General features: G+C 54.2%; 22 protein-coding genes. 11 read left to right on the top strand and 11 right to left on the bottom strand.

What is annotated here, in order from left to right:
- Positions 1–5: 5 nt before the first annotated feature.
- The 4 genes from murJ to rimJ form a co-directional block, all read right to left on the bottom strand.
- Positions 6–1,541, bottom strand: coding sequence for a murein biosynthesis integral membrane protein MurJ (gene murJ, locus V6944_RS08170; protein WP_333498589.1), 1,536 nt, complete (start codon positions 1,539–1,541; stop codon positions 6–8).
- A gap of 151 nt (positions 1,542–1,692) precedes the next feature.
- Complete coding sequence (locus V6944_RS08175) at positions 1,693–2,607, bottom strand: Gfo/Idh/MocA family protein (RefSeq protein WP_333498620.1); 915 nt, start codon at positions 2,605–2,607, stop codon at positions 1,693–1,695.
- 14 nt (positions 2,608–2,621) lie between these two features.
- On the bottom strand, positions 2,622–3,272 hold the full coding sequence (locus V6944_RS08180; protein ID WP_333498590.1) for a YceH family protein: 651 nt from the start codon (positions 3,270–3,272) through the stop codon (positions 2,622–2,624).
- Between the two features lie 10 nt (positions 3,273–3,282).
- Positions 3,283–3,867 carry a ribosomal protein S5-alanine N-acetyltransferase gene (gene rimJ / locus V6944_RS08185; RefSeq protein WP_333498591.1) on the bottom strand — a complete coding sequence of 195 codons (585 nt, stop codon included), beginning with the start codon at positions 3,865–3,867 and terminating at the stop codon, positions 3,283–3,285.
- A gap of 351 nt (positions 3,868–4,218) precedes the next feature.
- Here rimJ and tatA point away from each other — a divergent pair, with 351 nt between their 5' ends.
- The 7 genes from tatA to V6944_RS08220 all read left to right on the top strand — a co-directional run bounded on the left by tatA (position 4,219) and on the right by V6944_RS08220 (position 8,675).
- Entirely contained in the window at positions 4,219–4,440 is a 222-nt protein-coding gene (tatA, locus tag V6944_RS08190; protein WP_333498592.1) for a Sec-independent protein translocase subunit TatA, read from the top strand.
- Between the two features lie 192 nt (positions 4,441–4,632).
- Positions 4,633–5,193 (top strand): lipoprotein, encoded by a 561-nt coding sequence (locus V6944_RS08195; protein WP_035896888.1) that lies wholly within the window; start codon positions 4,633–4,635, stop codon positions 5,191–5,193.
- 156 nt (positions 5,194–5,349) lie between these two features.
- Positions 5,350–6,396: a dihydroorotase gene (gene pyrC, locus V6944_RS08200; protein ID WP_333498593.1), complete on the top strand. Its 1,047-nt coding sequence runs from the start codon at positions 5,350–5,352 to the stop codon at positions 6,394–6,396.
- Positions 6,397–6,467: 71 nt separating this feature from the next.
- The gene (dinI, locus tag V6944_RS08205; protein ID WP_270501927.1) at positions 6,468–6,713 is read left to right on the top strand and encodes a DNA damage-inducible protein I; all 246 of its coding nucleotides are present in this window, start codon (positions 6,468–6,470) and stop codon (positions 6,711–6,713) included.
- 281 nt (positions 6,714–6,994) lie between these two features.
- Positions 6,995–7,249, top strand: a complete 255-nt coding sequence (gene bssS, locus V6944_RS08210; protein ID WP_035896892.1) for a biofilm formation regulator BssS — start codon at positions 6,995–6,997, stop codon at positions 7,247–7,249.
- A 137-nt stretch (positions 7,250–7,386) separates the two neighbouring features.
- Positions 7,387–8,505 (top strand): N-methyl-L-tryptophan oxidase, encoded by a 1,119-nt coding sequence (solA, locus tag V6944_RS08215; protein ID WP_333498594.1) that lies wholly within the window; start codon positions 7,387–7,389, stop codon positions 8,503–8,505.
- Between the two features lie 56 nt (positions 8,506–8,561).
- On the top strand, positions 8,562–8,675 hold the full coding sequence (locus tag V6944_RS08220; protein WP_185666435.1) for a DUF2770 family protein: 114 nt from the start codon (positions 8,562–8,564) through the stop codon (positions 8,673–8,675).
- On the opposite strand, the gene trhO is transcribed toward V6944_RS08220, so the two are convergent.
- Positions 8,672–9,733, bottom strand: coding sequence for an oxygen-dependent tRNA uridine(34) hydroxylase TrhO (trhO, locus tag V6944_RS08225; RefSeq protein WP_333498595.1), 1,062 nt, complete (start codon positions 9,731–9,733; stop codon positions 8,672–8,674). The genes V6944_RS08220 and trhO overlap by 4 nt on opposite strands.
- Positions 9,734–9,955: 222 nt before the next feature.
- On the opposite strand from trhO, the gene V6944_RS08230 reads away from it, so the two are divergent.
- The 3 genes from V6944_RS08230 to V6944_RS08240 all read left to right on the top strand — a co-directional run bounded on the left by V6944_RS08230 (position 9,956) and on the right by V6944_RS08240 (position 12,714).
- The gene (locus V6944_RS08230; RefSeq protein WP_333498596.1) at positions 9,956–10,876 is read left to right on the top strand and encodes a Kdo(2)-lipid IV(A) acyltransferase; all 921 of its coding nucleotides are present in this window, start codon (positions 9,956–9,958) and stop codon (positions 10,874–10,876) included.
- Between the two features lie 140 nt (positions 10,877–11,016).
- Positions 11,017–12,234 (top strand): multidrug efflux MFS transporter MdtG, encoded by a 1,218-nt coding sequence (mdtG, locus tag V6944_RS08235; protein WP_333498597.1) that lies wholly within the window; start codon positions 11,017–11,019, stop codon positions 12,232–12,234.
- A gap of 105 nt (positions 12,235–12,339) precedes the next feature.
- Complete coding sequence (locus V6944_RS08240) at positions 12,340–12,714, top strand: MysB family protein (RefSeq protein ID WP_333498598.1); 375 nt, start codon at positions 12,340–12,342, stop codon at positions 12,712–12,714.
- On the opposite strand, the gene V6944_RS08245 is transcribed toward V6944_RS08240, so the two are convergent.
- From V6944_RS08245 to mdoG, 3 genes are all read right to left on the bottom strand, one after another.
- Positions 12,715–12,942, bottom strand: a complete 228-nt coding sequence (locus V6944_RS08245; RefSeq protein ID WP_333498621.1) for a YceK/YidQ family lipoprotein — start codon at positions 12,940–12,942, stop codon at positions 12,715–12,717. It lies immediately after the preceding gene.
- A gap of 168 nt (positions 12,943–13,110) precedes the next feature.
- Positions 13,111–15,639 (bottom strand): glucans biosynthesis glucosyltransferase MdoH, encoded by a 2,529-nt coding sequence (gene mdoH / locus V6944_RS08250; RefSeq protein ID WP_333498599.1) that lies wholly within the window; start codon positions 15,637–15,639, stop codon positions 13,111–13,113.
- On the bottom strand, positions 15,632–17,185 hold the full coding sequence (gene mdoG / locus V6944_RS08255) for a glucans biosynthesis protein MdoG (RefSeq protein WP_333498600.1): 1,554 nt from the start codon (positions 17,183–17,185) through the stop codon (positions 15,632–15,634). Before mdoG ends, mdoH begins: the two co-directional genes overlap by 8 nt.
- A 254-nt stretch (positions 17,186–17,439) precedes the next feature.
- On the opposite strand from mdoG, the gene mdoC reads away from it, so the two are divergent.
- Positions 17,440–18,597 carry a glucans biosynthesis protein MdoC gene (gene mdoC, locus V6944_RS08260; RefSeq protein WP_333498601.1) on the top strand — a complete coding sequence of 386 codons (1,158 nt, stop codon included), beginning with the start codon at positions 17,440–17,442 and terminating at the stop codon, positions 18,595–18,597.
- On the opposite strand, the gene ymdB is transcribed toward mdoC, so the two are convergent.
- The 3 genes from ymdB to V6944_RS08275 form a co-directional block, all read right to left on the bottom strand.
- A complete protein-coding gene (gene ymdB, locus V6944_RS08265) occupies positions 18,594–19,151 on the bottom strand; it encodes an O-acetyl-ADP-ribose deacetylase (protein ID WP_333498602.1) in 558 nt (185 codons plus the stop codon). The genes mdoC and ymdB overlap by 4 nt on opposite strands.
- Positions 19,152–19,222: 71 nt before the next feature.
- Positions 19,223–19,534 carry a hypothetical protein gene (locus V6944_RS08270; RefSeq protein ID WP_333498603.1) on the bottom strand — a complete coding sequence of 104 codons (312 nt, stop codon included), beginning with the start codon at positions 19,532–19,534 and terminating at the stop codon, positions 19,223–19,225.
- Between the two features lie 332 nt (positions 19,535–19,866).
- On the bottom strand, positions 19,867–20,196 hold a 330-nt coding region (locus V6944_RS08275; RefSeq protein ID WP_333498604.1), incomplete at its 5' end, for a hypothetical protein.

A 20,196-nucleotide genomic window follows, 5' to 3' on the forward strand; every position in this document is an offset into this window, starting at 1 on the left:
TTCTCTTACGCCGTACGGCGTGCAAACTCTTTAATCTTAAAGCCCAGAATCGCCAGAGAGGCGAAATAGACCGCGATCCCGGCAACCACAACGCCAACCAGGCGCAGCAGACGGTAAGGCATCGTCCCTTGTGACCATTCTGGCATGACATGCATCAAGCCAACCAAAGCCGCCGACATCACCAGAACTGAAATAATCAGACGGGCTAAGAAGGGCATCCAGCCCGGCTGTGGCGTAAAGATTTTTTGCTTACGCAACTGCCAGTAGAGCAGCGCAGCATTCAGACAGGCTGCCAGACCGATCGACAGCGACAGCCCCGCGTGCTTCAACGGGCCGATAAACGCCAGGTTCATCACCTGAGTCATAATCAACGTCACTATCGCGATTTTGACCGGTGTTTTAATGTCCTGACGGGAATAAAAGCCCGGCGCCAACACTTTAACGATAATCAGCCCCATCAAGCCCACGGAGTAGGCCACCAGCGCACGCTGGGTCATCGCGGCATCAAAGGCGGTGAATTTACCGTACTGGAACAGCGCGACCGTCAGCGGTTTCGCCAAAATACCCAGCGCAACGGCGCTCGGTAGCGCCAGCAGGAAGCACAGACGCAGACCCCAGTCCATCAGGCGGCAGTATTCATCATGGTTGCCACTAGCAAAGCTTTTCGACAACGATGGCAGTAGGATAGTCCCCAGTGCCACGCCCAGCACGCCAGACGGGAACTCCATCAAACGGTCTGCGTAGTACATCCAGGAGACGGAGCCTGATGCCAGGAAAGAGGCGAAAATGGTGTTGATGATAAGCGAAATCTGGCTTACGGAAACGCCAAGGATCGCTGGACCCATCTGTTTCACCACGCGCACCGCACCAGCATCTTTAAAATTAATGCGCGGCAGCACCAGCATACCGATTTTTTTCAGGTGCGGCAGCTGATAGGCCAACTGCAGCACGCCGCCAACAGTTACCGCCCATGCCAACGCCAGAACCGGCGGGTGAAAGTGTGGCGCAGCGAACAGCGCAAAGCCAATCATGCTGACGTTAAGGAACGTCGGCGCAAACGCTGGTACCGAGAAACGGTTCCAGGTGTTGAGGATCGCCCCGACCAACGAAGCCAGCGAAATCAGCAGAATATAAGGGAAGGTAATGCGCAGCAGCTGGGTAGTCAGCGCAAATTTATCCGCCGTATCAGCAAAGCCCGGCGCAGTGATGGTGATCACCCACGGTGCCGCCAGCATCCCCAACACCGTCACCAGCGCCAACGCCAGCGTCAGCAACCCCGAGACGTAAGAGACAAACACCCGCGTCGCGTCTTCGCCCTGCTTGCTTTTGTATTCAGCCAGAATCGGTACGAACGCCTGCGAGAAAGCGCCTTCGGCAAAGATACGGCGCAGCAGGTTTGGCAGTTTAAAGGCCACAAAAAAGGCATCGGTCGCCATTCCGGCGCCAAATACCCTCGCCACGATCGCGTCACGCGCAAATCCCAGTACGCGCGAAAACATAGTCATCGAGCTGACGGCAGCCAGCGATTTTAATAGATTCATTAACTTGTGATTCCACAACCCGGATCAAAGCGCTCGATGGATGAGCGCTAAAAAAGTGGCGTTAGTCTACCGGGTTCGGGATGAATTGCTACTGCCAGATGTTACAGCAGATTAGTGGTGGATGGCTCAGGGGAGTGGTAGGCAGTGCCATCTACTCGCGGATCGCCTCACGCCACAATCCTTCCACCATTCGCTGCGCCGCTAACGCCTGCTCCCCTGCCGTCTCCGGAACCGTCTGATTTTGCACGCACTGAATAAAATGATGCGCACAACCGGTAAAACCGCGCTGCTCAAGGGTCGTCTGCCAGCCAGGAATCGGTCGGGTCACGATGCCAGACCCACGTTCTTCGCGCCACTCGCGCATATCCGACACTTCAAACAGCCCGCCATCGGCTACCGCCTGCACCCACTCGCGCTGGCTGCCCGCCCGACGATGCATGCTGGTGGTGATTTGCAGCCCCGGCTGGCTGAAGTGATGCTCAGCGTAGAACATATGCCCTTCGTCAGTCGTTTGCAGTACCCCATCGCGGAGCGTCGCCTTACCATCCGCCAGCCACAGCGCGGTATCGACCACGTGCAGATAATCATCGAGCAGCGTAAAGCGCAGGTCGTGAGGGCCAACGCTGTCGGCACGGTGTTTATCCATTCGTAATGACGACATCTCTCCGGCGCGTTTTTTCAGCTCGCGGTAAAGCGGCGCAAAGCGGCGGTTGAAGCCGACCATCAGCGTCAGGTTTTTCCGCGCCGCCAGTGCCACCAGTCGCTCTGCGTCGTCGAGCTTGTCGGCAAGCGGTTTATCCACGCAGACGTGGACACCAGCGTTCAACAACTCGCTCACTACCGCATAGTGCGATGCCGTCGAACTGTGCACAAAGACCGCATCGCACTGGGCGGCTAATGCGGTCAGTGAGTCGGCATAAGGCAGGCGATAGGTTTCACATACTTTCAGCGCTTTCTCTTTACCCGGTGACCAGGCGGCCTCCAGCGTCCAGTCCGTGGCGGCGCTTAATACCGGTAGCCACGCTTTCTGTGCAATACCGCCAAGCCCCACGACACCAATGCGAATCTTCGCCATATGACTTACTCCCCGAGGTGCGCCAGCAGTGAATCCAGACGCTGTTTAAGTTCGGCCACTTCCCCTTCGAGCATCTCGATGCGGGCCAGCAGGCTATCGTCTGCCGCTGGCGCATCGCTCTGGGTCGTTACCGCCTGAAGATCAACCTCACCGCTGAACAGGTGCATATAGCGGCTTTCACGCTTACCAGCCTCGCGCGGCAGTCGCACCACAAACGGGCCATCTTCGCGATTCGCCAGACGTTCCAGCGTATTCTCCACTTCTGCCATATCGGCAAATTCATGCATCCGTTGCGCGCGACCGCGTAGCTCGCCCGGCGTCTGGGCACCACGCAGCAAGAGCGTTGTCACCAGCGCCACCTCAGCCGTCGACAGCTTCAGATCGCCAAATTCGGAGTTGCAGAAACGTTGTTCGTACTTAGTGACGCGGTTGCCAAAACCGCTCACCGTGCGCAGGTAATGGCGTTTCACCAGCGTATCCAGCTGATCCTGCACTTCCGCTTCGCTGAGGGTCATCACTGGTTCACGGTTAGTTTTTTGATTGCAGGCCGTGACCACGCCGTTTATCGATAGCGGATATTGCTCAGGCGTCGTGACCTGCTTTTCCAGTAAGCAGCCAATAACGCGGGCTTCCAGCGGGCTGAGTTGATATTTCATTCGGGTCTCCTTATCGACCTGCAGTCCATTGTGAGGTGGTCAACGCGGTCAGCACATGATCGCGCCATTCGCCGTCAATCAGTAAATAGTCTTTCGCGTAGCCTTCTTTTTCAAAGCCCAGTCGCGCCAGCAGGTCGCCGCTGCGCTTATTATGCGGCATGTAGTTGGCCATAATGCGGTGAATATGTTGAGTGCGCTGCATATAGCGAATCGCGCTGGTCAGCGCTTCATACATCATCCCCTGCCCTTGCCATTTCTGACCGATGGAGTAGCCGAGGTAGCAGGCATGAAACGAGCCACGTACCACGTTGGAGAAGTTCGCCACGCCGATAATCTCTTTCTCTTCCGGGTCAAGCAGCGCGAAATAGAAAGCGCTCCCCTGTTTATGAAATTCATTAATCATCGACAGGCGCGCCTGCCAGCCGGAAGGATAGCAATGACTGTCGTCACGAATCGGTTCCCAGGGCTTTAAAAATTGCCGATTCTCGGCGTAATAGTCGGCCAGACGCCAGGCGTCTCTATCATGAATCAGACGCACCACTAACCGGTCGGTGGTCAACCTAACTTTCGGCACATTACTGCGATAGCCAAACATCTCACTACTCCTGTACCCAACATATACCCTGGTCGTCTCACTCTACCTGCCCACGGCAGTCAATGAAAACAACAATTGTCATGACGCATTGTGATCAAAAAGCCCTATCGCTGGCAATACGTGAAAGAGTGAGATAGTCCGGCAAAATGAAGATGTTACCTTAACCTCAACTTTATCGCAGGCCGTAATATTGTGCCGAGTCATGCGTAAAGATGAACGATGCGAAATCAATGCCATTAAGAGACAAATAAATAAAGCGCTGATTTGCGAAAATTCGCAACCCAAATACTCAGGCGTGGTGTTCATTACGCCAACGACTATTCTCTCTATCTGTTCTATTAAGGTGCCATTATGGGCGAAATTAGCGTCACCAAACTGTTAGTGATTGTCGTTCTTGTTGTTCTGTTATTCGGTACGAAAAAACTCGCCTCTCTGGGTTCCGATTTTGGTGCTGCGCTAAAAGGGTTTAAAAAGGCCATGAACGATGACAATCATGCTGAAAACGATGCCGACTTCCTCCATGAGAAAACGGCATCGGGTGAAGCAAAGGCCGCTGACACAAAACAAAAATAGGCCCGTGATTTCGCCGCATAACGGCTTTTGCGTGAAACAGCGGCTAAGCGTTCCGGCGTAAAAATCTGCCTCTTATGGCTCTCCCTGCGCCTTCACCGCGGCACTTTCAGCATTTTCCGCTGTCAGAGTTCTACTAACAGGGTATGCTGCTTTATGTCAGGATGCACCGAACGTTTTACCTTGAGGAACCTCATGAAAAAATTGTTTGTTATTGCCGCATTGATCGTCAGCGGCCTGGTGGTTGGCTGTAATCAACTCACGCAATATTCCGTTAGCGAGCAGGAGATTAACCAGGCGTTACAGAAGCGGAATAATTTCTCGAAAGATATTGGCGTACCCGGCGTAGCCGATGCCCATATCGTCCTGAGTAACCTCTCCAGCGCGATTGGTCGTGAAGAGCCGAACAAAGTGACGCTGAGCGGCGATGCGAAACTGGATATGAACTCCCTCTTTGGCAGCCAGAAAGCGAATATCGCTCTGACGCTGAAAGCACTGCCGGTGTTCAACAAAGAACAAGGCGCTATCTACCTTCAGGAGATGGAGATCCAGGATGCGAAGGTAACACCGGAGAAGATGCAAACGGTGGTACAGACGCTGATCCCTTACCTCAACCAGTCGCTGCGCACGTACTTTAACAAGCAGCCTGCCTATGTGCTGAAAGAAGATGCCAGCCAGGGTGAAGCGTTGGCGAAGAAATTTGCCAAGGGTATTGAGGTGAAACCGGGCGAAATCATTATCCCGTTCACGGACTAAATTCCCGAAACTCACCATTTAAACCCTCTCCCCTCAAGGAGAGGGTTTTCTTCTTTCGCAAACAAATTTCACGGAAAAGGATGCAAAGGAAAACGTTTCCGCTTATCCTTAGTGCCCGGCAAAAAATGACTGATATTCCACCAGCCGGAGCCTCAAATGACCGCATTACCGCACGTTCTGAAAATTCGCCGCCCAGACGACTGGCATATCCATCTTCGCGATGGTGAGATGCTGAAAACGGTTGTCCCGTATACCAGTGAGCTGTATGGCCGCGCAATTATCATGCCGAACCTGGTTCCGCCAATTACCACCGTGGATGCGGCTATCGCCTACCGCCAGCGCATTCTTGATGCCGTGCCTGTCGGGCACAATTTCACGCCGCTGATGACCTGCTACTTAACCGACACCCTCGACCCGAACGAGCTGGAGCGCGGTTTTAACGAAGGTGTATTCACCGCAGCCAAACTGTATCCGGCGAATGCCACCACCAACTCCAGCCACGGCGTCACCAGCACCGATGCGATTATGCCGGTGCTTGAGCGTATGGAAAAACTGGGAATGCCACTGCTGGTGCACGGTGAAGTCACCCACGCGGAAATTGATATCTTCGACCGTGAAGCGCGCTTTATCGACACCGTGATGGAGCCGCTGCGCCAGCGCCTACCGGGCCTGAAAGTTGTCTTCGAGCACATCACGACCAAAGATGCAGCGGAGTACGTACGCGACGGCAATGAACTGATCGCCGCCACCATTACCCCTCAGCACCTGATGTTCAACCGCAACCATATGCTGGTTGGCGGCGTACGCCCTCACCTCTACTGCCTGCCAATCCTTAAGCGCAATACTCACCAGCAGGCGCTGCGTGAACTGGTTGCCAGCGGCTTTACCCGTGCCTTCCTCGGTACCGACTCAGCGCCGCACGCCCGGCATCGCAAAGAGGCAAGCTGCGGCTGCGCAGGCTGCTTTAACGCCCCAACGGCACTGGGAAGTTACGCTACCGTGTTTGAAGAGATGAACGCGCTTGAGCACTTCGAAGCGTTCTGCTCACTAAACGGCCCACGCTTCTACGGCCTGCCGGTGAACGACGATTTTGTCGAGCTGGCGCGTGAAGAGAGCCTGGTTGCCGAAACTATCGCGCTCAGCGACGATACGCTGGTGCCGTTCCTGGCCGGCGAAACGCTGCGCTGGACGGTGAAAAAATAATTTCGCGCCCCCTGTTGTAAAAGCCGCAAGGTAACTGTATAAATATCCAGTATATTACACAGGGGGCAATTATGCGTATTGAAGTTACCGTTGCAAAAACCACTGCACTGCCTGCAGGTGCGCTAGACGCGCTAGCAGACGAACTTTCCCGCCGTATTAACGATCAATTTCCGGACAGCGGAGGCACCGTCAGCGTGCGCTACGCGGCCAACAACAACCTCTCCGTCATCGGCGGCATTAAAGAAGATAAAGACCGCATTAGCGAGATCCTCCAGGAGACCTGGGAGAGCGCGGACGACTGGTTCATCACCGATTAAGATTTGCTCCCTCATTGTGTTTTTGCCGGGTCGCCCCGGCTTTTTTTCGTTCTTTTCTGCTTGTTATTTCCCCGTTTATCCCCATCTTTTAGATTAGCCGCAAAAACAATGAGCAATCTGGTTGTTTATTGCGCGAACGACCGGTCTATTCAGGAATTTATGTTGCTTTTGATTTCAATTCTCGAGTATTTATTGAATTGTTGTATACTGATAAAGCTTCACAAAAAATTGCATTAAACCTCGAGAGTTGTTGCCTTTTAACACATGAAGAAGGGGTTATGATGGAAAAGAATAATGAAGTCATCCAGACCCATCCCCTCGTTGGATGGGACATCAGCACCGTTGATAGCTACGATGCCATGATGCTGCGCCTGCACTACCAAGACCCCAATCAATCGAGCAATAAAGAAGCTGAAGTTGGCCAGACCCTGTGGCTAACCACCGATGTCGCACGTCAGTTTATTTCCATACTGGAAGCCGGGATTGCCAAGATTGAGTCTGGCGATTACCAGGTCAATGAGTATCGCAGGCATTAACGCTGATACTTTCGTCGTATTAACGACCAACAGGCACCTACGGGTGCCTTAATTATTTTCACCCTTGTATAACAACTATCGGTTAATTACTCTACCAGACTCTGGCTTCGCGCTTTATCATCGTGTCGGGAATGACTATGGAATACGATCTTATTATTATTGGCAGCGGCTCCGTCGGCGCTGCGGCAGGTTATTATGCCCGTAAAGCGGGTTTAAATGTATTGATGACCGATGCCCATATGCCACCTCACCAGCAGGGAAGTCATCACGGTGATACCCGTCTGATGCGCCACGCCTATGGAGAAGGTGAGAAATACGTCCCGCTGGTCCTTCGCGCCCAGACGCTATGGGACGAGCTTGCCGCAACCAGCGGCGAAGCGCTGTTTGAACAAAGCGGCGTCGTTAACCTTGGCCCCGCAGACTCTACCTTTCTGAACACCGTCGCCCAGAGCGCCGAACAGTTCGCCCTGCAGGTTGAACACCTTGATGCCGCGGCGGTCATGTCCCGTTGGCCCGAAATTCGCGTCCCCGCAGACTACCGGGCCATCTTTGAGCCTGGCTCCGGGGTACTGAAAAGCGAACTGGCGGTGAAAACGCTGATTGCCATGGCAAAAGAGGCCGGCTGCGCGCAGCTTTTCAACTGCCCGGTTACCGCTATTCATAGCGACGCGAACGGTGTGACCATTGAGACCTCCGAGGGAAGCTGGCGCGGCAAAAAGCTGCTGCTGACGGCGGGAACCTGGGTCAAACAGCTTTACCCTGACCTGCCTATCCAGCCGGTACGCAAAGTGTTTGCCTGGTTCCAGGCCGACGGCCGCTACAGCCGTAAGAACAACTTCCCGGCGTTTACCGGTGAACTGCCGAACGGCGACCAGTTCTACGGTTTCCCGGCGGTGGAGAATGAGCTGAAAATAGGTAAACACAACGGCGGCCAGGTCATCAACAGCCCGGAAGAGCGTAAAGCATTTGGCAGCGTCGCCACCGACGGGTCCGAAGCATTCAGCTTCCTGCGGCAGATCCTGCCGGGCATTGGCGGCTGCCTGTACGGCGCGGCCTGCACTTATGACAACACGCTGGATGAAGATTTTATTATCGACACCCTGCCCGGCCAACCCGATGTGCTGTTTATCGGAGGCCTGAGCGGCCACGGCTTTAAGTTTGCCACCGTACTGGGAGAAATTGCCGCGCAGTTCGCGCAGCAGAAAACCCCGGAGTATGATTTGTCGCCGTTTGCGCTGGCCCGCTTTAACGGCTAACGACAGCCCATAAAAAAACGGCTCCGAATCATCGGGGCCGTTATATCGAGAATGCTATGCGTCGCCTGTTTTACTTTCTGCTCAACAACGTCCGCGAACACCTGATGCTATATCTGATGCTCTGGCTGCTGTTAGCACTGCTCGACATCGCCTGGCTCTACTTCAATTAATCATTCTGGGTCTGCGGGTCCGGAATACCTAAACGGGTATTCAGGCGACCGCGCGATTTATTAAAGATCTTATTGCCATTTTCACGCCCGGCGCGACGCAGACGCTGCTCCTCTTCAGGAAGCTTGTGCTCTTCCTGACAGGTTTCGCTGCAGCAGCCTTCGTACTTCTCAGCACAGGTCGGGCACTGAATAAATAGCAGATGGCAGCCATCGTTCAGGCAGTTAGTATGGCTGTCGCACGGCGTACCGCACTGATGACAGTGGGCAATAATATCGTCGGAAATCCGCTCACCCATGCGTTCATCAAAGACGAAATTCTTACCGACAAATCGTACCGGTAAACCCTGCTCACGCGCGCGGCGGGCGTACTCGATGATACCACCTTCGATATGCCAGACCTGATTAAAGCCGTTGTGCTTCATCCAGGCGCTGGCCTTTTCACAGCGAATGCCGCCGGTGCAGTACATAACAATTTTCTTGTCTTTATGCTCCTGCATCATCTCAACCGCTTTCGGCAACTGCTCGCGGAAAGTATCGGCCGGGATCTCCATCGCCTGCTCAAAATGGCCCACTTCGTACTCATAGTGGTTACGCATATCGATAAACAACGCATCAGGGTCATCGAGCATGGCGTTCACTTCTGCCGCTTTCAGGTATTCACCCACGTTGCTGGCATCAAACGTCGGATCGTCGATCCCATCGGCCACGATGCGTTCACGGACCTTCATGCGCAGCACCCAGAACGACTTCCCGTCATCATCAAGCGCAATGTTCAGACGCAGACCTTTCAGTGCCGGGTCAAAGCGGTTCAGGCAGTCACGCAGCGCCTCAACCTGGCTCTCCGGTACGCTAATCTGCGCGTTAATCCCCTCACGAGCCAGGTAAACGCGACCAAAAACATTAAGCGCCGAGAGCGCGACGTACAGCGCATCACGCGTAGCTTTTGGATCAACAATGGTGAAGTACTTATAGAATGAGATAGTGGTGCGTGGCTCAGTTTCTGCCAGCATCTTCGCTTTCAGCGTCTCATTCGAAATGCGGTTATGTAACACTGGCATGGTGTTCTTATCCTGCAAAATAGAATGGATGTAAATAATCGGGCGCATGATATAGCAATCATCGTTAATTTACATCCCCACATTTTGCGCTACATTCTTTTCACCATTACCAATGCTCTGCAAAATAGTTGTATGAATAGACAACAGTCGTGACGTGGTCGTTTTGGCTGACGGAAAAATAGTGCGACAATAGAGCCAGTTGCTCGTAATAACAGGAAAGACATGACTCAGTTACCTAAATTCACCACAGCGTTGCTGCACCCCCGCTACTGGCCGTCCTGGCTGGGTGTCGGCGTGCTCTGGTTAGTTGTTCAACTGCCGTATCCGGTTATTTATCGCCTCGGGAACGCTATCGGCCGTCTGGCCCTGCGGTTGATGAAGCGTCGCGCCAAAATTGCGTACCGCAATCTTGAGCTCTGCTTCCCGGAAATGAGCGAAGCTGAACGTCATCAGATGGTGGTGAAGAATTTTGAGTCGGTAGGGATGGGCGTCATGGAGACCGGGATTGCCTGGTTCTGGCCGACTAAACGCGTCAACCGCTGGATGGATGCCAGCGGTCTTGAGCATATTCGCGCCGTGCAGGATTCCGGTCGGGGCGTTTTGCTGATCGGTATTCACTTCCTGACGCTGGAAATGGGCGCCCGTATGTTCGGCATTCATAACCCAGGGATTGGTGTCTATCGACCTAACGATAATCCAGTGATCGACTGGCTGCAGACCTGGGGTCGCATGCGGTCAAACAAAGATATGATCGACCGTAAAGATCTGAAGGGTATGGTACGAGCACTGAAGAACGGTGAAATCATCTGGTATGCACCAGACCACGATTACGGCCCGCGCGCCAGCGTCTTCGTGCCGCTGTTCGCCGTGAAGGATGCCGCCACTACCTCCGGTACCTGGATGCTGGCGAAAATGTCGAAAGCGTGTGTGGTTCCCTTTGTGCCACGCCGTAAGCCGGACGGCAAAGGTTACGAGCTGATTATCCTCGAACCGGAATGCGATCCGCCGCTGGATGATGCCGAAACCACCGCCGCGTGGATGAATACCATCGTCGAAAAATGCATCATGATGGCTCCAGAGCAATATATGTGGCTGCATCGGCGTTTTAAAACGCGCCCGGAAGGCATTCCTTCCCGCTACTAACGTTTTCACGCGCAGCGCCGGCTGCGCGTTTTTGTTTTAGCTTTAAAAGCGGACCACATTGCAGTGATATGAACACAGGAGCATAATTAGCAGGCTTATAAATACACTCTCTTTTGGCGACTTTTCGCCTGCGGAACCCTATGCAATCCTCAGATGCCCCCATTAACTGGAAGCGTAACCTCGCTGTCGTTTGGCTAGGCTGTTTTTTAACCGGCGCAGCATTCAGCCTGGTTATGCCTTTCCTGCCGCTTTACGTTGAAGCGCTCGGCGTGACCGGCCACAGCTCGCTGAATATGTGGTCCGGTCTGGTCTTCAGTATCACCTTCCTGTTTTCAGCCATCGCCTCACCGCTATGGGGCGGCCTGGCCGACCGCAAAGGGCGCAAGATCATGCTGCTGCGCTCAGCGCTGGGTATGGCTATCGTTATGCTGTTAATGGGGCTGGCGCAGAATATCTGGCAGTTTCTGATTCTACGGGCACTGCTGGGGCTGCTGGGCGGTTTTATTCCTAACGCTAACGCGCTGATTGCCACCCAAATCCCGCGTCATAAGAGCGGATGGGCGCTGGGTACGCTGTCGACCGGAGCCGTCAGCGGCGCGCTGCTGGGGCCGCTGGCTGGCGGTTTTCTTGCCGATAACTACGGCCTGCGCCCGGTGTTCTTTATGACCGCCGCGGTGCTGTTTGTCTGCTTCGTGATGACGCTGTTTTTCATCCGTGAGCAGTTCACGCCGGTTTCGAAAAAAGAGATGCTGCACGTCAAAGAGGTGTTTGGCTCGCTGAAAAACCGCGAACTAGTGCTGAGCCTGTTCGTCACCACGCTGATTATCCAGGTTGCCACTGGCTCTATCGCCCCGATTCTGACGCTTTACGTACGTGACCTCGCGGGGAATATCAGCAATATTGCCTTTGTCAGCGGCATGATAGCGTCAGTACCCGGCGTAGCGGCGCTGATTTGCGCGCCGCGTTTAGGTAAGCTCGGCGATCGTATTGGCCCGGAAAAGATTCTTATCGTGGCGCTGGTGGTCTCCGTACTACTGCTGATCCCGATGTCATTTGTGCAAAACCCGCTGCAGCTCGGTATCCTGCGCTTCCTGCTGGGTGCCGCCGACGGCGCGCTGCTGCCTGCAGTACAAACGCTGCTGGTCTATAACTCCAGCAACCAGATTGCCGGGCGTATTTTCAGCTATAACCAGTCGTTCCGCGATATTGGTAACGTCACCGGGCCGCTGATTGGCGCCGCCGTATCGGCAAACTACGGCTTCCGCGCGGTCTTCTGCGTGACCGCCGCCGTCGTGCTATTCAACGCCATTTATACCGGTATTAGCCTGCGGCGCAGCCCTGTCCCTTCCCGTTCTTAAATACATCGTCCGGTGGTTTGCGTTAAATCAAATCGCCGGACGTGTACAACTCAAAAGTTCAGCTATTATTTCCCTGAATACCTCATCACATTGCAGGGAGTTGAGATGACTTTATACGCCACACTCGAAGAAGCTATTGATGCGGCACGTGAAACGTTCCTCGCCGATAACCCCGGACTTGAGGAAGATGAAGCGGACGTAGAGCAGTTCAATATGCAAAAGTACGTTCTACAGGATGGTGACATCATGTGGCAGGCCGAGTTCTTCGCCGAAGAGGATGAAGAAGGCGAATGCGTGCCGATGCTCAGCGGTGAGGCCGCACAAAGCGTGTTTGACGGTGACTTTGACGAGATTGAACTGCGTCAGGAATGGCTGGAAGAAAATACGCTGCATGAATGGGATGAAGGCGAATATCAGCTTGAGCCCTCGCAGGATACCGAAGAGGGCCAGACCGCCGCCGATGAGTGGGACGAGCGTTAATTATTCGTAAGGGCCATGGCTCGCGTCAATCGGCAGCAGCAGCGTGTCGAAGACCAGCGAGAACGGCAGGTCGAGAATGGTGACATAGCGCCAGGCAGAGTCTCGCAGATCCCACTTCACGCCCGAATAGTACTGATTCCCGTGGCCCTGGCCCGGGATCGTCCGGCTGATAATGCTGCCGCATCCGGTAAGCATTATCGTCATGGCGGCGACCAGTATCATTCTTATCACGTCGTTTACCTCATTAAACAGACAAAAAAATACCGGCTTGATGGCCGGTATTTCCTTACGGCAAATATTTGCGCTGGGATTTCCCCGGAGTCGGTGCTTCGCACCTCGTCCGGGCTACAGGTTACGTAGCCCGGCCAAGCGAAGCGCCGCCGGGAGCGCTCAGCACTATTTGGCTTTCAGCGCCAGCGGATTCAGCTGCAGCTTATCGTATTCAGCCACCCACGACGAGTATTTCTCCGGTGCGGCCCACACGCGGTAGTGCAGACGAGACAGCGTTACCGGGTCGCTCAACAGCACCAGACGACGATCGCGGTTAAGCTTGTCCGGCGTTTCGTTCAGCGCCTGCTCGACGTGACGATCGCGGGCAATCTCCAGCACGTGGCTCGCACGGTGACGCGCGGTGGCCATTGCCGTTGCCAGAGCATTCAGCGATGGGTTAAATACCGCATGCATAAAGCCATCGTCCAGCACGCGAGCACGGTTCTGTTCCAGATACGCTTCGGTATCGGCCAGCACCTTCGGCGTGTTGTACTCTTCCGGGATCAGGAACAGTTTCCAACGCTTGGTACGCAGGCCGTTAGTCGAACGGCTGGAGACCACCGAAACGAACGGTGACAGAATCAGCGAGAAGACGATCGGCGCCAGCCAGAACAGGAAGCGCAGATCCAGCCATGCCATACCGACCGCCCACACCAGACCCAACAGCAGCTGAGAACCATGGCGCATAAACGCTTCACTCCACGGCGTGGAGTCATCGTCACGCTGCGGCGAGTTCCATACTACTTCCCAGCCCAGGAATGCACTGACCACGAAAACGGTGTGGAACAGCATGCGAACCGGTGCCAGCAGCACGGAGAACAGCACTTCCAGCAGCAGGGAGAGCGTTACACGGACAAAACCACCGTACTCTTTCGACCCTTTGCACCACACCAGAATGATGCTCAGCAGTTTCGGCAGGAACAGCAGTACCATCGTCGAGGCGAACAGCGCAATCGCGAGTTCAGGACGCCACTGCGGCCAGACCGGGAACAGCTGACGCGGCTGCAGGAAGTACTGCGGCTCGGTCAATGCGTGCACCACCTGCAGTGCGGTCGACAGGGCCAGGAACATAAACCACAGCGGCGCGGAGAGGTAGGACATGACGCCGGTCAGGAACACCGCACGGTGAACAGGGTGCATCCCTTTCACCAGGAACAGGCGGAAGTTCATCAGGTTACCCTGACACCAGCGACGGTCACGTTTTAGCTCATCCAGCAGGTTCGGCGGCAGCTCTTCATAAGAGCCCGGCAGGTCGTAGGCAATCCAGACGCCCCACCCTGCACGACGCATCAGCGCCGCTTCCACGAAGTCGTGCGACAGGATCGAACCGGCAAAGTTACCTTCGCCCGGCAGCGGTGCCAGCGCACAGTGCTCAATAAACGGCTTCACGCGGATAATGGCGTTGTGGCCCCAGTAGTGGGATTCACCCAACTGCCAGAAGTGCAGCCCCGCGGTAAACAGCGGCCCGTAAACGCGTGTCGCAAACTGCTGGCAGCGTGCGTACAGCGTGTCCATCCCGGAAGCACGTGGGGAAGACTGGATGATACCCGCGTTCGGGTTCGCTTCCATCAGACGCACCAGGTTGGTCAGGCAGTCGCCAGACATCACGGAGTCGGCATCCAGTACAACCATGTAGCTGTACTGATTACCCCAACGACGGCAGAAGTCATCGATGTTACCGCTTTTACGCTTCATACGACGACGACGACGACGGTAGAAGATCTGCCCTTCGCCCTGCACCTCAGCAATCAGTTCCATCCAGGCTTTTTGCTCTGCCACGCAGATATCCGGGTTGTAGCTGTCGCTCAGGATGTAGACGTCAAAGTGCTTCTGTTGGCCGGTGGCTTTCACCGATTCCCAGGTTGCACGTAGACCGGCGAACACGCGAGACACGTCTTCGTTACAGATAGGCATAATCAGCGCCGTCCGGTGCTCCGGATTCAGCGGCTCATCGCCGACCGTCGAGGCCGAAATACTGTACTTATCGCGGCCAATCAGCAATTGCAGGAAGCCCATTAAAGCCGTCCAGAAACCGGCAGAGACCCAGCAGAAGAGCACGGCAAACAGAATCAGTATCCCGGTTTGCAGCAGGTACGGCAGCAGCTGCATAAAGGAGACCCACAGATTCTGCCCCACCATATCCGCCGGGTTGATAAGCGCCCAGCCCTGATATGGCAGAATAGTCTTCATGTACCAGGTCGCCACGACGGTCTGTGCAATCGTCAGAATCAGCAGGGTATAGCGGCGAAGCGAGCCCACCATACGCCATTTCTGTTCGCGCTCCTGCTCTTCTTTCGTCAGACGAGACTGGTAGCGCGGCGTGACGTCACGGCCGCGCAGACGATCCCAGAAGCGGCCTACCGGGTTGGTACGCCACGGGTCCGGGAACATTGAAGAGCGCGTCGCCTTCGGCATGGCCTGCAGCTGGGTGCGCCCTTCATCGTCTTTGATGAGCTGATCGCCGCCCAGAGAATCTGGCCAGCTCTCTTCAAGACGCGCCTTGACCGAGGCCAGCGGCGTGTCATCATCACGGGCAAATGCCTGGTGCTCATCGTCCAGCGCTTCGTGCACGGCACGAAGCGAACGGTTCGGGAGCGCCGCTTTTTCTGCATCCGTAAGCGACAATGCGTCGATATACTTCGTTGTGTTATTCATTTGCAGGCAGCTGATAGCTCCAGGTTTCACTCAGCGTCTGGTCAGCGTTGACCAGCGCAGCGCGCATTTCAGTGGTTTTCTTCGGATCTTTCACCTTCACGCGCAGCATCAGACGCCAGCCTTTCGTTACCGGGTTGTAACGTACGCTGTTTTCGACGATTTCACCGTTGTCGCCAATGCTGGTTTGCGCCGTAACTGGCGTGTCCTGCGGCATCTTACGCATATCTGCGCCGGTAAAATCAACCACGAAGGCCAGCGTACCGTCCGGCTGACGAATCAGGTTGGACTGCTTCACATCACCGGTGGAGCGGCGAGTCTGCATCACGTACGCGTTATCGGTCGGGTGCAGTTTCTCTTCGTCACGGGTAAAGGTGATGGTGTACTTGTAGTTCATCTCTTTACCAGCATCCGGCAGCTTGTCCGGTGTCCAGTAAGCGACGATGTTATCGTTAGTTTCGTCGTTGGTCGGAATTTCAACCAGCTCAACGGTTCCTTTACCCCAGTCACCTTTCGGCGTGATCCACGCGCTTGGGCGCAGATCGTAGCGATCATCCAGATCTTCAAAGTGCGAGAACTGACGGCCACGCTGCAGCAGACCAAAGCCCTGCGGGTTTTCGGTCGCGAAGCTGCTGACAGCAAGGTGTTTAGGATTGTTCAGCGGACGCCAGATCCACTCGTCGTTACCGGCGTGGATAGACAGACCGTTGGAATCATGCAGTTCCGGACGATAGTTGGTCGCCGCAGACGGCTGGTTTGGCCCGAACAGGAACATACTGGTCAGCGGCGCTACGCCCAGCTTACCCACTTTATCGCGCAGATAAATTTTGGTCTGTACGTCAACCACGGTGTCGCGGCCCGGCATAATAATGAAGCGATAGGCCCCGGTCGCACGTGGAGAATCCAGCAGCGCATAGATAGTCAGACGTTTATCAGTCGCTTTTGGACGCTCAATCCAGTATTCACGGAAGCGAGGGAACTCTTCACCGGACGGCAATGCAGTATCAATAGCCAGACCGCGAGCGGAAAGACCATAAACCTGCCCCTGACCCAGAACACGGAAATAGCTGGCACCCAGCATGCTGACGATTTCGTCGTTTTTATCTTTGCTGTTAATTGGGTACAGCACTTTAAAACCAGCGAAACCCAGATCCTTCACGGTGTCTTTGTCATGCTGAACGTCACCGAACGTGAAGTAATCCGGGCTGTACTTAATTTTACGCACGGAAGTCGCCGTGACTTCGTTGATAGTCACCGGCGTGTCGAAGTACATACCCTGATGGTAGAACTCGAGCTTGAATGGGGTCTTTATCTTATTCCAGTACGCCTTATCGTGGTTAAACTGGATTTGCTGGTAGTCCGCATATTTCATATCGCGGAAGACGGAAGGCAGGTTGCTTTTCGGCGCTTCATAGCTCTTATCAGCCAGCGATTTTGCCTGCTTTGCAACGTCATCAATAGTGAATGCCCATGCAGATGAAGTACACAGGGACAACATTACGGCTGCGCCTAACCAGCGCAGTTTCATCATCTGTGGTTTATGTTTCATATAACTAAGCACTTCCCCCTTTGTGTGCTTAAATCGATCCGATCCATTTTACTGGAAATTCAAGCAATCCGACAACATAATCCCCGTATTGTTCAGCGCAGTGGCTTATGGAGTAAACAACTGTTAACCGCTGCTTGCACTTTGAGTGCTTATCCTGGAGACAGGTAACCAGAGTTAGTGTAGGGTTGCCAACGAATGTAAACTTTATCGCCTTCTCCGGTAAGGCGATTAGTCTGAGAATCGTACCTAACCCTATGAATAACAAACCCGCACAGCGTGAATATTTCCTCGACTCCATTCGGGCCTGGCTGATGCTCCTGGGGATACCCTTTCACATCTCCTTACTCTACTCCAGCCACACCTGGCATATGAACAGCGCAACCCCTTCATGGTGGCTGACGTTATTCAACGACTTTGTTCATGCTTTCCGCATGCAGGTGTTCTTTGTTATCTCCGGCTACTTTTCCTATATGCTGTATTTGCGTTATCCGATCAAAAAATGGTGGAAAGTACGCGTGGAGCGCGTCGGCATTCCGATGCTCACCGCCATCCCTCTTCTGACGCTGCCGCAGTTTTTAATGTTGCAGTATGTTAAGGGTAAGACGGAAAGCTGGCATACGCTCTCTTTTTACGACAAATATAATACGTTGGCGTGGGAGTTGGTGTCGCATCTGTGGTTTCTATTAGTTCTGGTGGTGCTAACATCGCTCGGTATTCTGGCGTTCCGCCTGATGCGCCGACGTCAGATCCGCCGACGTGAGGATCTGTTTGATAATATGTCGATGACGAAACTGACTCTGATGTTTTTAGCATTGGGGATAGTGTATGCCGCCATTCGTCGAACTATCTTCCTGCTTTACCCGCCGATTCTCAGCGACGGGCTATTCAACTTTGTGGTCATGCAGACGCTGTTTTATGTGCCTTTCTTTATTCTTGGCGCGCTGGCCTTTATTCATCCGAAGCTGAAAACACTGTTTACCACCCCATCACCGTGGTGCATTGTGGCCGCGCTGCTTGGGTTTATTGCCTACCGACTGAACCAGCATTTTGGCTCCGGCGATGCGTGGATGTATGAAACGGAATATGTCATAACGATGGTGCTGGGAGTATGGATGGTCAACGTGGTGTTCTCGTTCGGACACCGTATGCTGAACTTCCAGTCCGCTCGCGTGACCTATTTCGTTAACGCTTCTTTATTTATCTACCTGGTGCACCATCCGCTAACGCTGTTTTTTGGTGCCTGGATTATGCCGACCATCAGCTCGAATACGCTGGGCTTCCTGACCGGCCTGGTTTTCGTGGTAGGCTGCGCGTTAATTCTCTATGAGATCCACCTGCGGATCCCTCTGCTGCGTTTCCTCTTTTCCGGGAAACCGCAGCAAAAGGCAGCAAAGCAGGTGGCTAGTCATTAAGTATTCGCACCATCCGTCAGGCCCGGGATCCGGGTCTGGCTGAGTAAGCGCTGATACAGATGGGTGGTTGCTTCATCAAAACAGACAAAATAGACAATTTCCGGCAGGCTGCGGCGGGTAAGAAACGCCGCAACCGTACTGACGGCGATTTCAGCCGCCGCTTCTGCTGGATATCCGTATGCTCCCGTTGAGATAGCCGGGAAAGCAATAGTGCGATAGCCGTTATCCAGCGCCAGCTGAAGGCTATTACGGTAAGCCTCCTGTAACAACGACGCCTCGTGTTCTCCCCCACCCTGCCAGACAGGCCCTACGGTATGAATCACCGCTTTCGCTTTCAGGTTTCCCGCATGGGTAATGACCGCATGTCCGGGAGGACAGGTTCCCTGCTGCTGGCGGACAACCTCGCAGGCTTCCTGCAACGTTGCTCCAGCAGCACGATGGATGGCACCGTCAACGCCACCACCGCCCATCAATGAGGGGTTGGCGGCATTGACGATAACCTCCACCTCGAGGTCGGTAATATCCCCCTGCTGCACCTGAATTCGTACGGTCATGCTCACTATCCTCTGACTAAGACGAAAATATTGTCTACCATAGACAACGCTAACCGCAACTTCGTTTCAGTCTATTGATATTCTACGGTCAATATTGCCAGACTTTTTTCAGGATTCACCCATTGCAGGCTGGCTGTCGTTTTCGCATTGGTCAATTTACGTCCTTGAAACAAATCTCTGACATTAACCGTCTTCACACGCGCCTTCCCCTCTTCAAAGCAACTTACACTGACCTGCCGGGCATTAGCCTGATAGTCGCAAGGCGATTCAACAATTTGTCCAGTGAAATGGATGATACCGTCAGATGCAGCATGCGATTGAGCACTGCACAGCAGTACCAGCAGCGAGAGAGATATACTGAAATAGTGAACGAATGTTTGCATGGTAACGCCCCTCATTCAAGATCGTCCGTGAATCAATGCTTCCTGATCTGAAATTTGCGGTGAGTACACATTTTGTAAACATTAAGTTAACATTAGTTCGCTTACCCATTGATTTCAAGCACATTTTATATATATATTTTGTATGATTAGAAATAATACTATTGGCAATACTGCATTCTCAGCGGGGAAAAAATCCATAAAAAGGGCCGCAACGGATAACGTTGCGGCCCCATAATCGTTTCGTTAACGGTAATTACAACCGTATGGACCTGGTTGGTTACAAGGACTTGTTGTCGAACTAAGGCTCACAAAACTATCTGATGAACCCGTCGTTACGCCAGGGTTTCCACTTGTTCGACCGCCGCCGCCTTCATGGCCGCCGCCGTTGCCATTGCTACCGCCATTACCACCGCCATTGCCAACGCCGTTGCCGCTTCCATTGCCGTTACCGCCACCGTTACCGCCTCCATTGCCACCACCGTTGCCACCACCGTTGCCACCGCCGTTGCCGCCTCCATTGCCGCCGCCGTTGCCGCCTCCATTGCCACCGCCGTTACCGCCTCCATTGCCACCGCCGTTGCCGCCGCCGTTGCCGCCTCCATTGCCACCGCCGTTGCCGCCTCCATTGCCACCGCCGTTACCGCCTCCATTGCCACCGCCGT

It is taken from the genome of Kluyvera sp. CHPC 1.2972, assembly GCF_036759925.1.
In the GTDB taxonomy this organism is placed as follows: Bacteria; Pseudomonadota; Gammaproteobacteria; order Enterobacterales; family Enterobacteriaceae; genus Kluyvera.

Bases quoted from the DNA above. Each gene is read 5' to 3' on its own strand.
- bssS (WP_035896892.1), top strand. From the start codon at position 6,995: ATGGAAAAGAATAATGAAGTCATCCAGACCCATCCCCTCGTTGGATGG.
- tatA (WP_333498592.1), top strand. From the start codon at position 4,219: ATGGGCGAAATTAGCGTCACCAAACTGTTAGTGATTGTCGTTCTTGTT.
- pyrC (WP_333498593.1), top strand. From the start codon at position 5,350: ATGACCGCATTACCGCACGTTCTGAAAATTCGCCGCCCAGACGACTGG.
- trhO (WP_333498595.1), bottom strand. From the start codon at position 9,733: ATGCCAGTGTTACATAACCGCATTTCGAATGAGACGCTGAAAGCGAAG.
- dinI (WP_270501927.1), top strand. From the start codon at position 6,468: ATGCGTATTGAAGTTACCGTTGCAAAAACCACTGCACTGCCTGCAGGT.
- solA (WP_333498594.1), top strand. From the start codon at position 7,387: ATGGAATACGATCTTATTATTATTGGCAGCGGCTCCGTCGGCGCTGCG.
- V6944_RS08230 (WP_333498596.1), top strand. From the start codon at position 9,956: ATGACTCAGTTACCTAAATTCACCACAGCGTTGCTGCACCCCCGCTAC.
- mdoH (WP_333498599.1), bottom strand. From the start codon at position 15,639: ATGAATAACACAACGAAGTATATCGACGCATTGTCGCTTACGGATGCA.
- mdoC (WP_333498601.1), top strand. From the start codon at position 17,440: ATGAATAACAAACCCGCACAGCGTGAATATTTCCTCGACTCCATTCGG.
- rimJ (WP_333498591.1), bottom strand. From the start codon at position 3,867: ATGTTTGGCTATCGCAGTAATGTGCCGAAAGTTAGGTTGACCACCGAC.
- ymdB (WP_333498602.1), bottom strand. From the start codon at position 19,151: ATGACCGTACGAATTCAGGTGCAGCAGGGGGATATTACCGACCTCGAG.
- V6944_RS08195 (WP_035896888.1), top strand. From the start codon at position 4,633: ATGAAAAAATTGTTTGTTATTGCCGCATTGATCGTCAGCGGCCTGGTG.
- V6944_RS08220 (WP_185666435.1), top strand. From the start codon at position 8,562: ATGCGTCGCCTGTTTTACTTTCTGCTCAACAACGTCCGCGAACACCTG.
- V6944_RS08270 (WP_333498603.1), bottom strand. From the start codon at position 19,534: ATGCAAACATTCGTTCACTATTTCAGTATATCTCTCTCGCTGCTGGTA.
- mdtG (WP_333498597.1), top strand. From the start codon at position 11,017: ATGCAATCCTCAGATGCCCCCATTAACTGGAAGCGTAACCTCGCTGTC.
- mdoG (WP_333498600.1), bottom strand. From the start codon at position 17,185: ATGAAACATAAACCACAGATGATGAAACTGCGCTGGTTAGGCGCAGCC.
- V6944_RS08180 (WP_333498590.1), bottom strand. From the start codon at position 3,272: ATGAAATATCAACTCAGCCCGCTGGAAGCCCGCGTTATTGGCTGCTTA.
- V6944_RS08240 (WP_333498598.1), top strand. From the start codon at position 12,340: ATGACTTTATACGCCACACTCGAAGAAGCTATTGATGCGGCACGTGAA.
- murJ (WP_333498589.1), bottom strand. From the start codon at position 1,541: ATGAATCTATTAAAATCGCTGGCTGCCGTCAGCTCGATGACTATGTTT.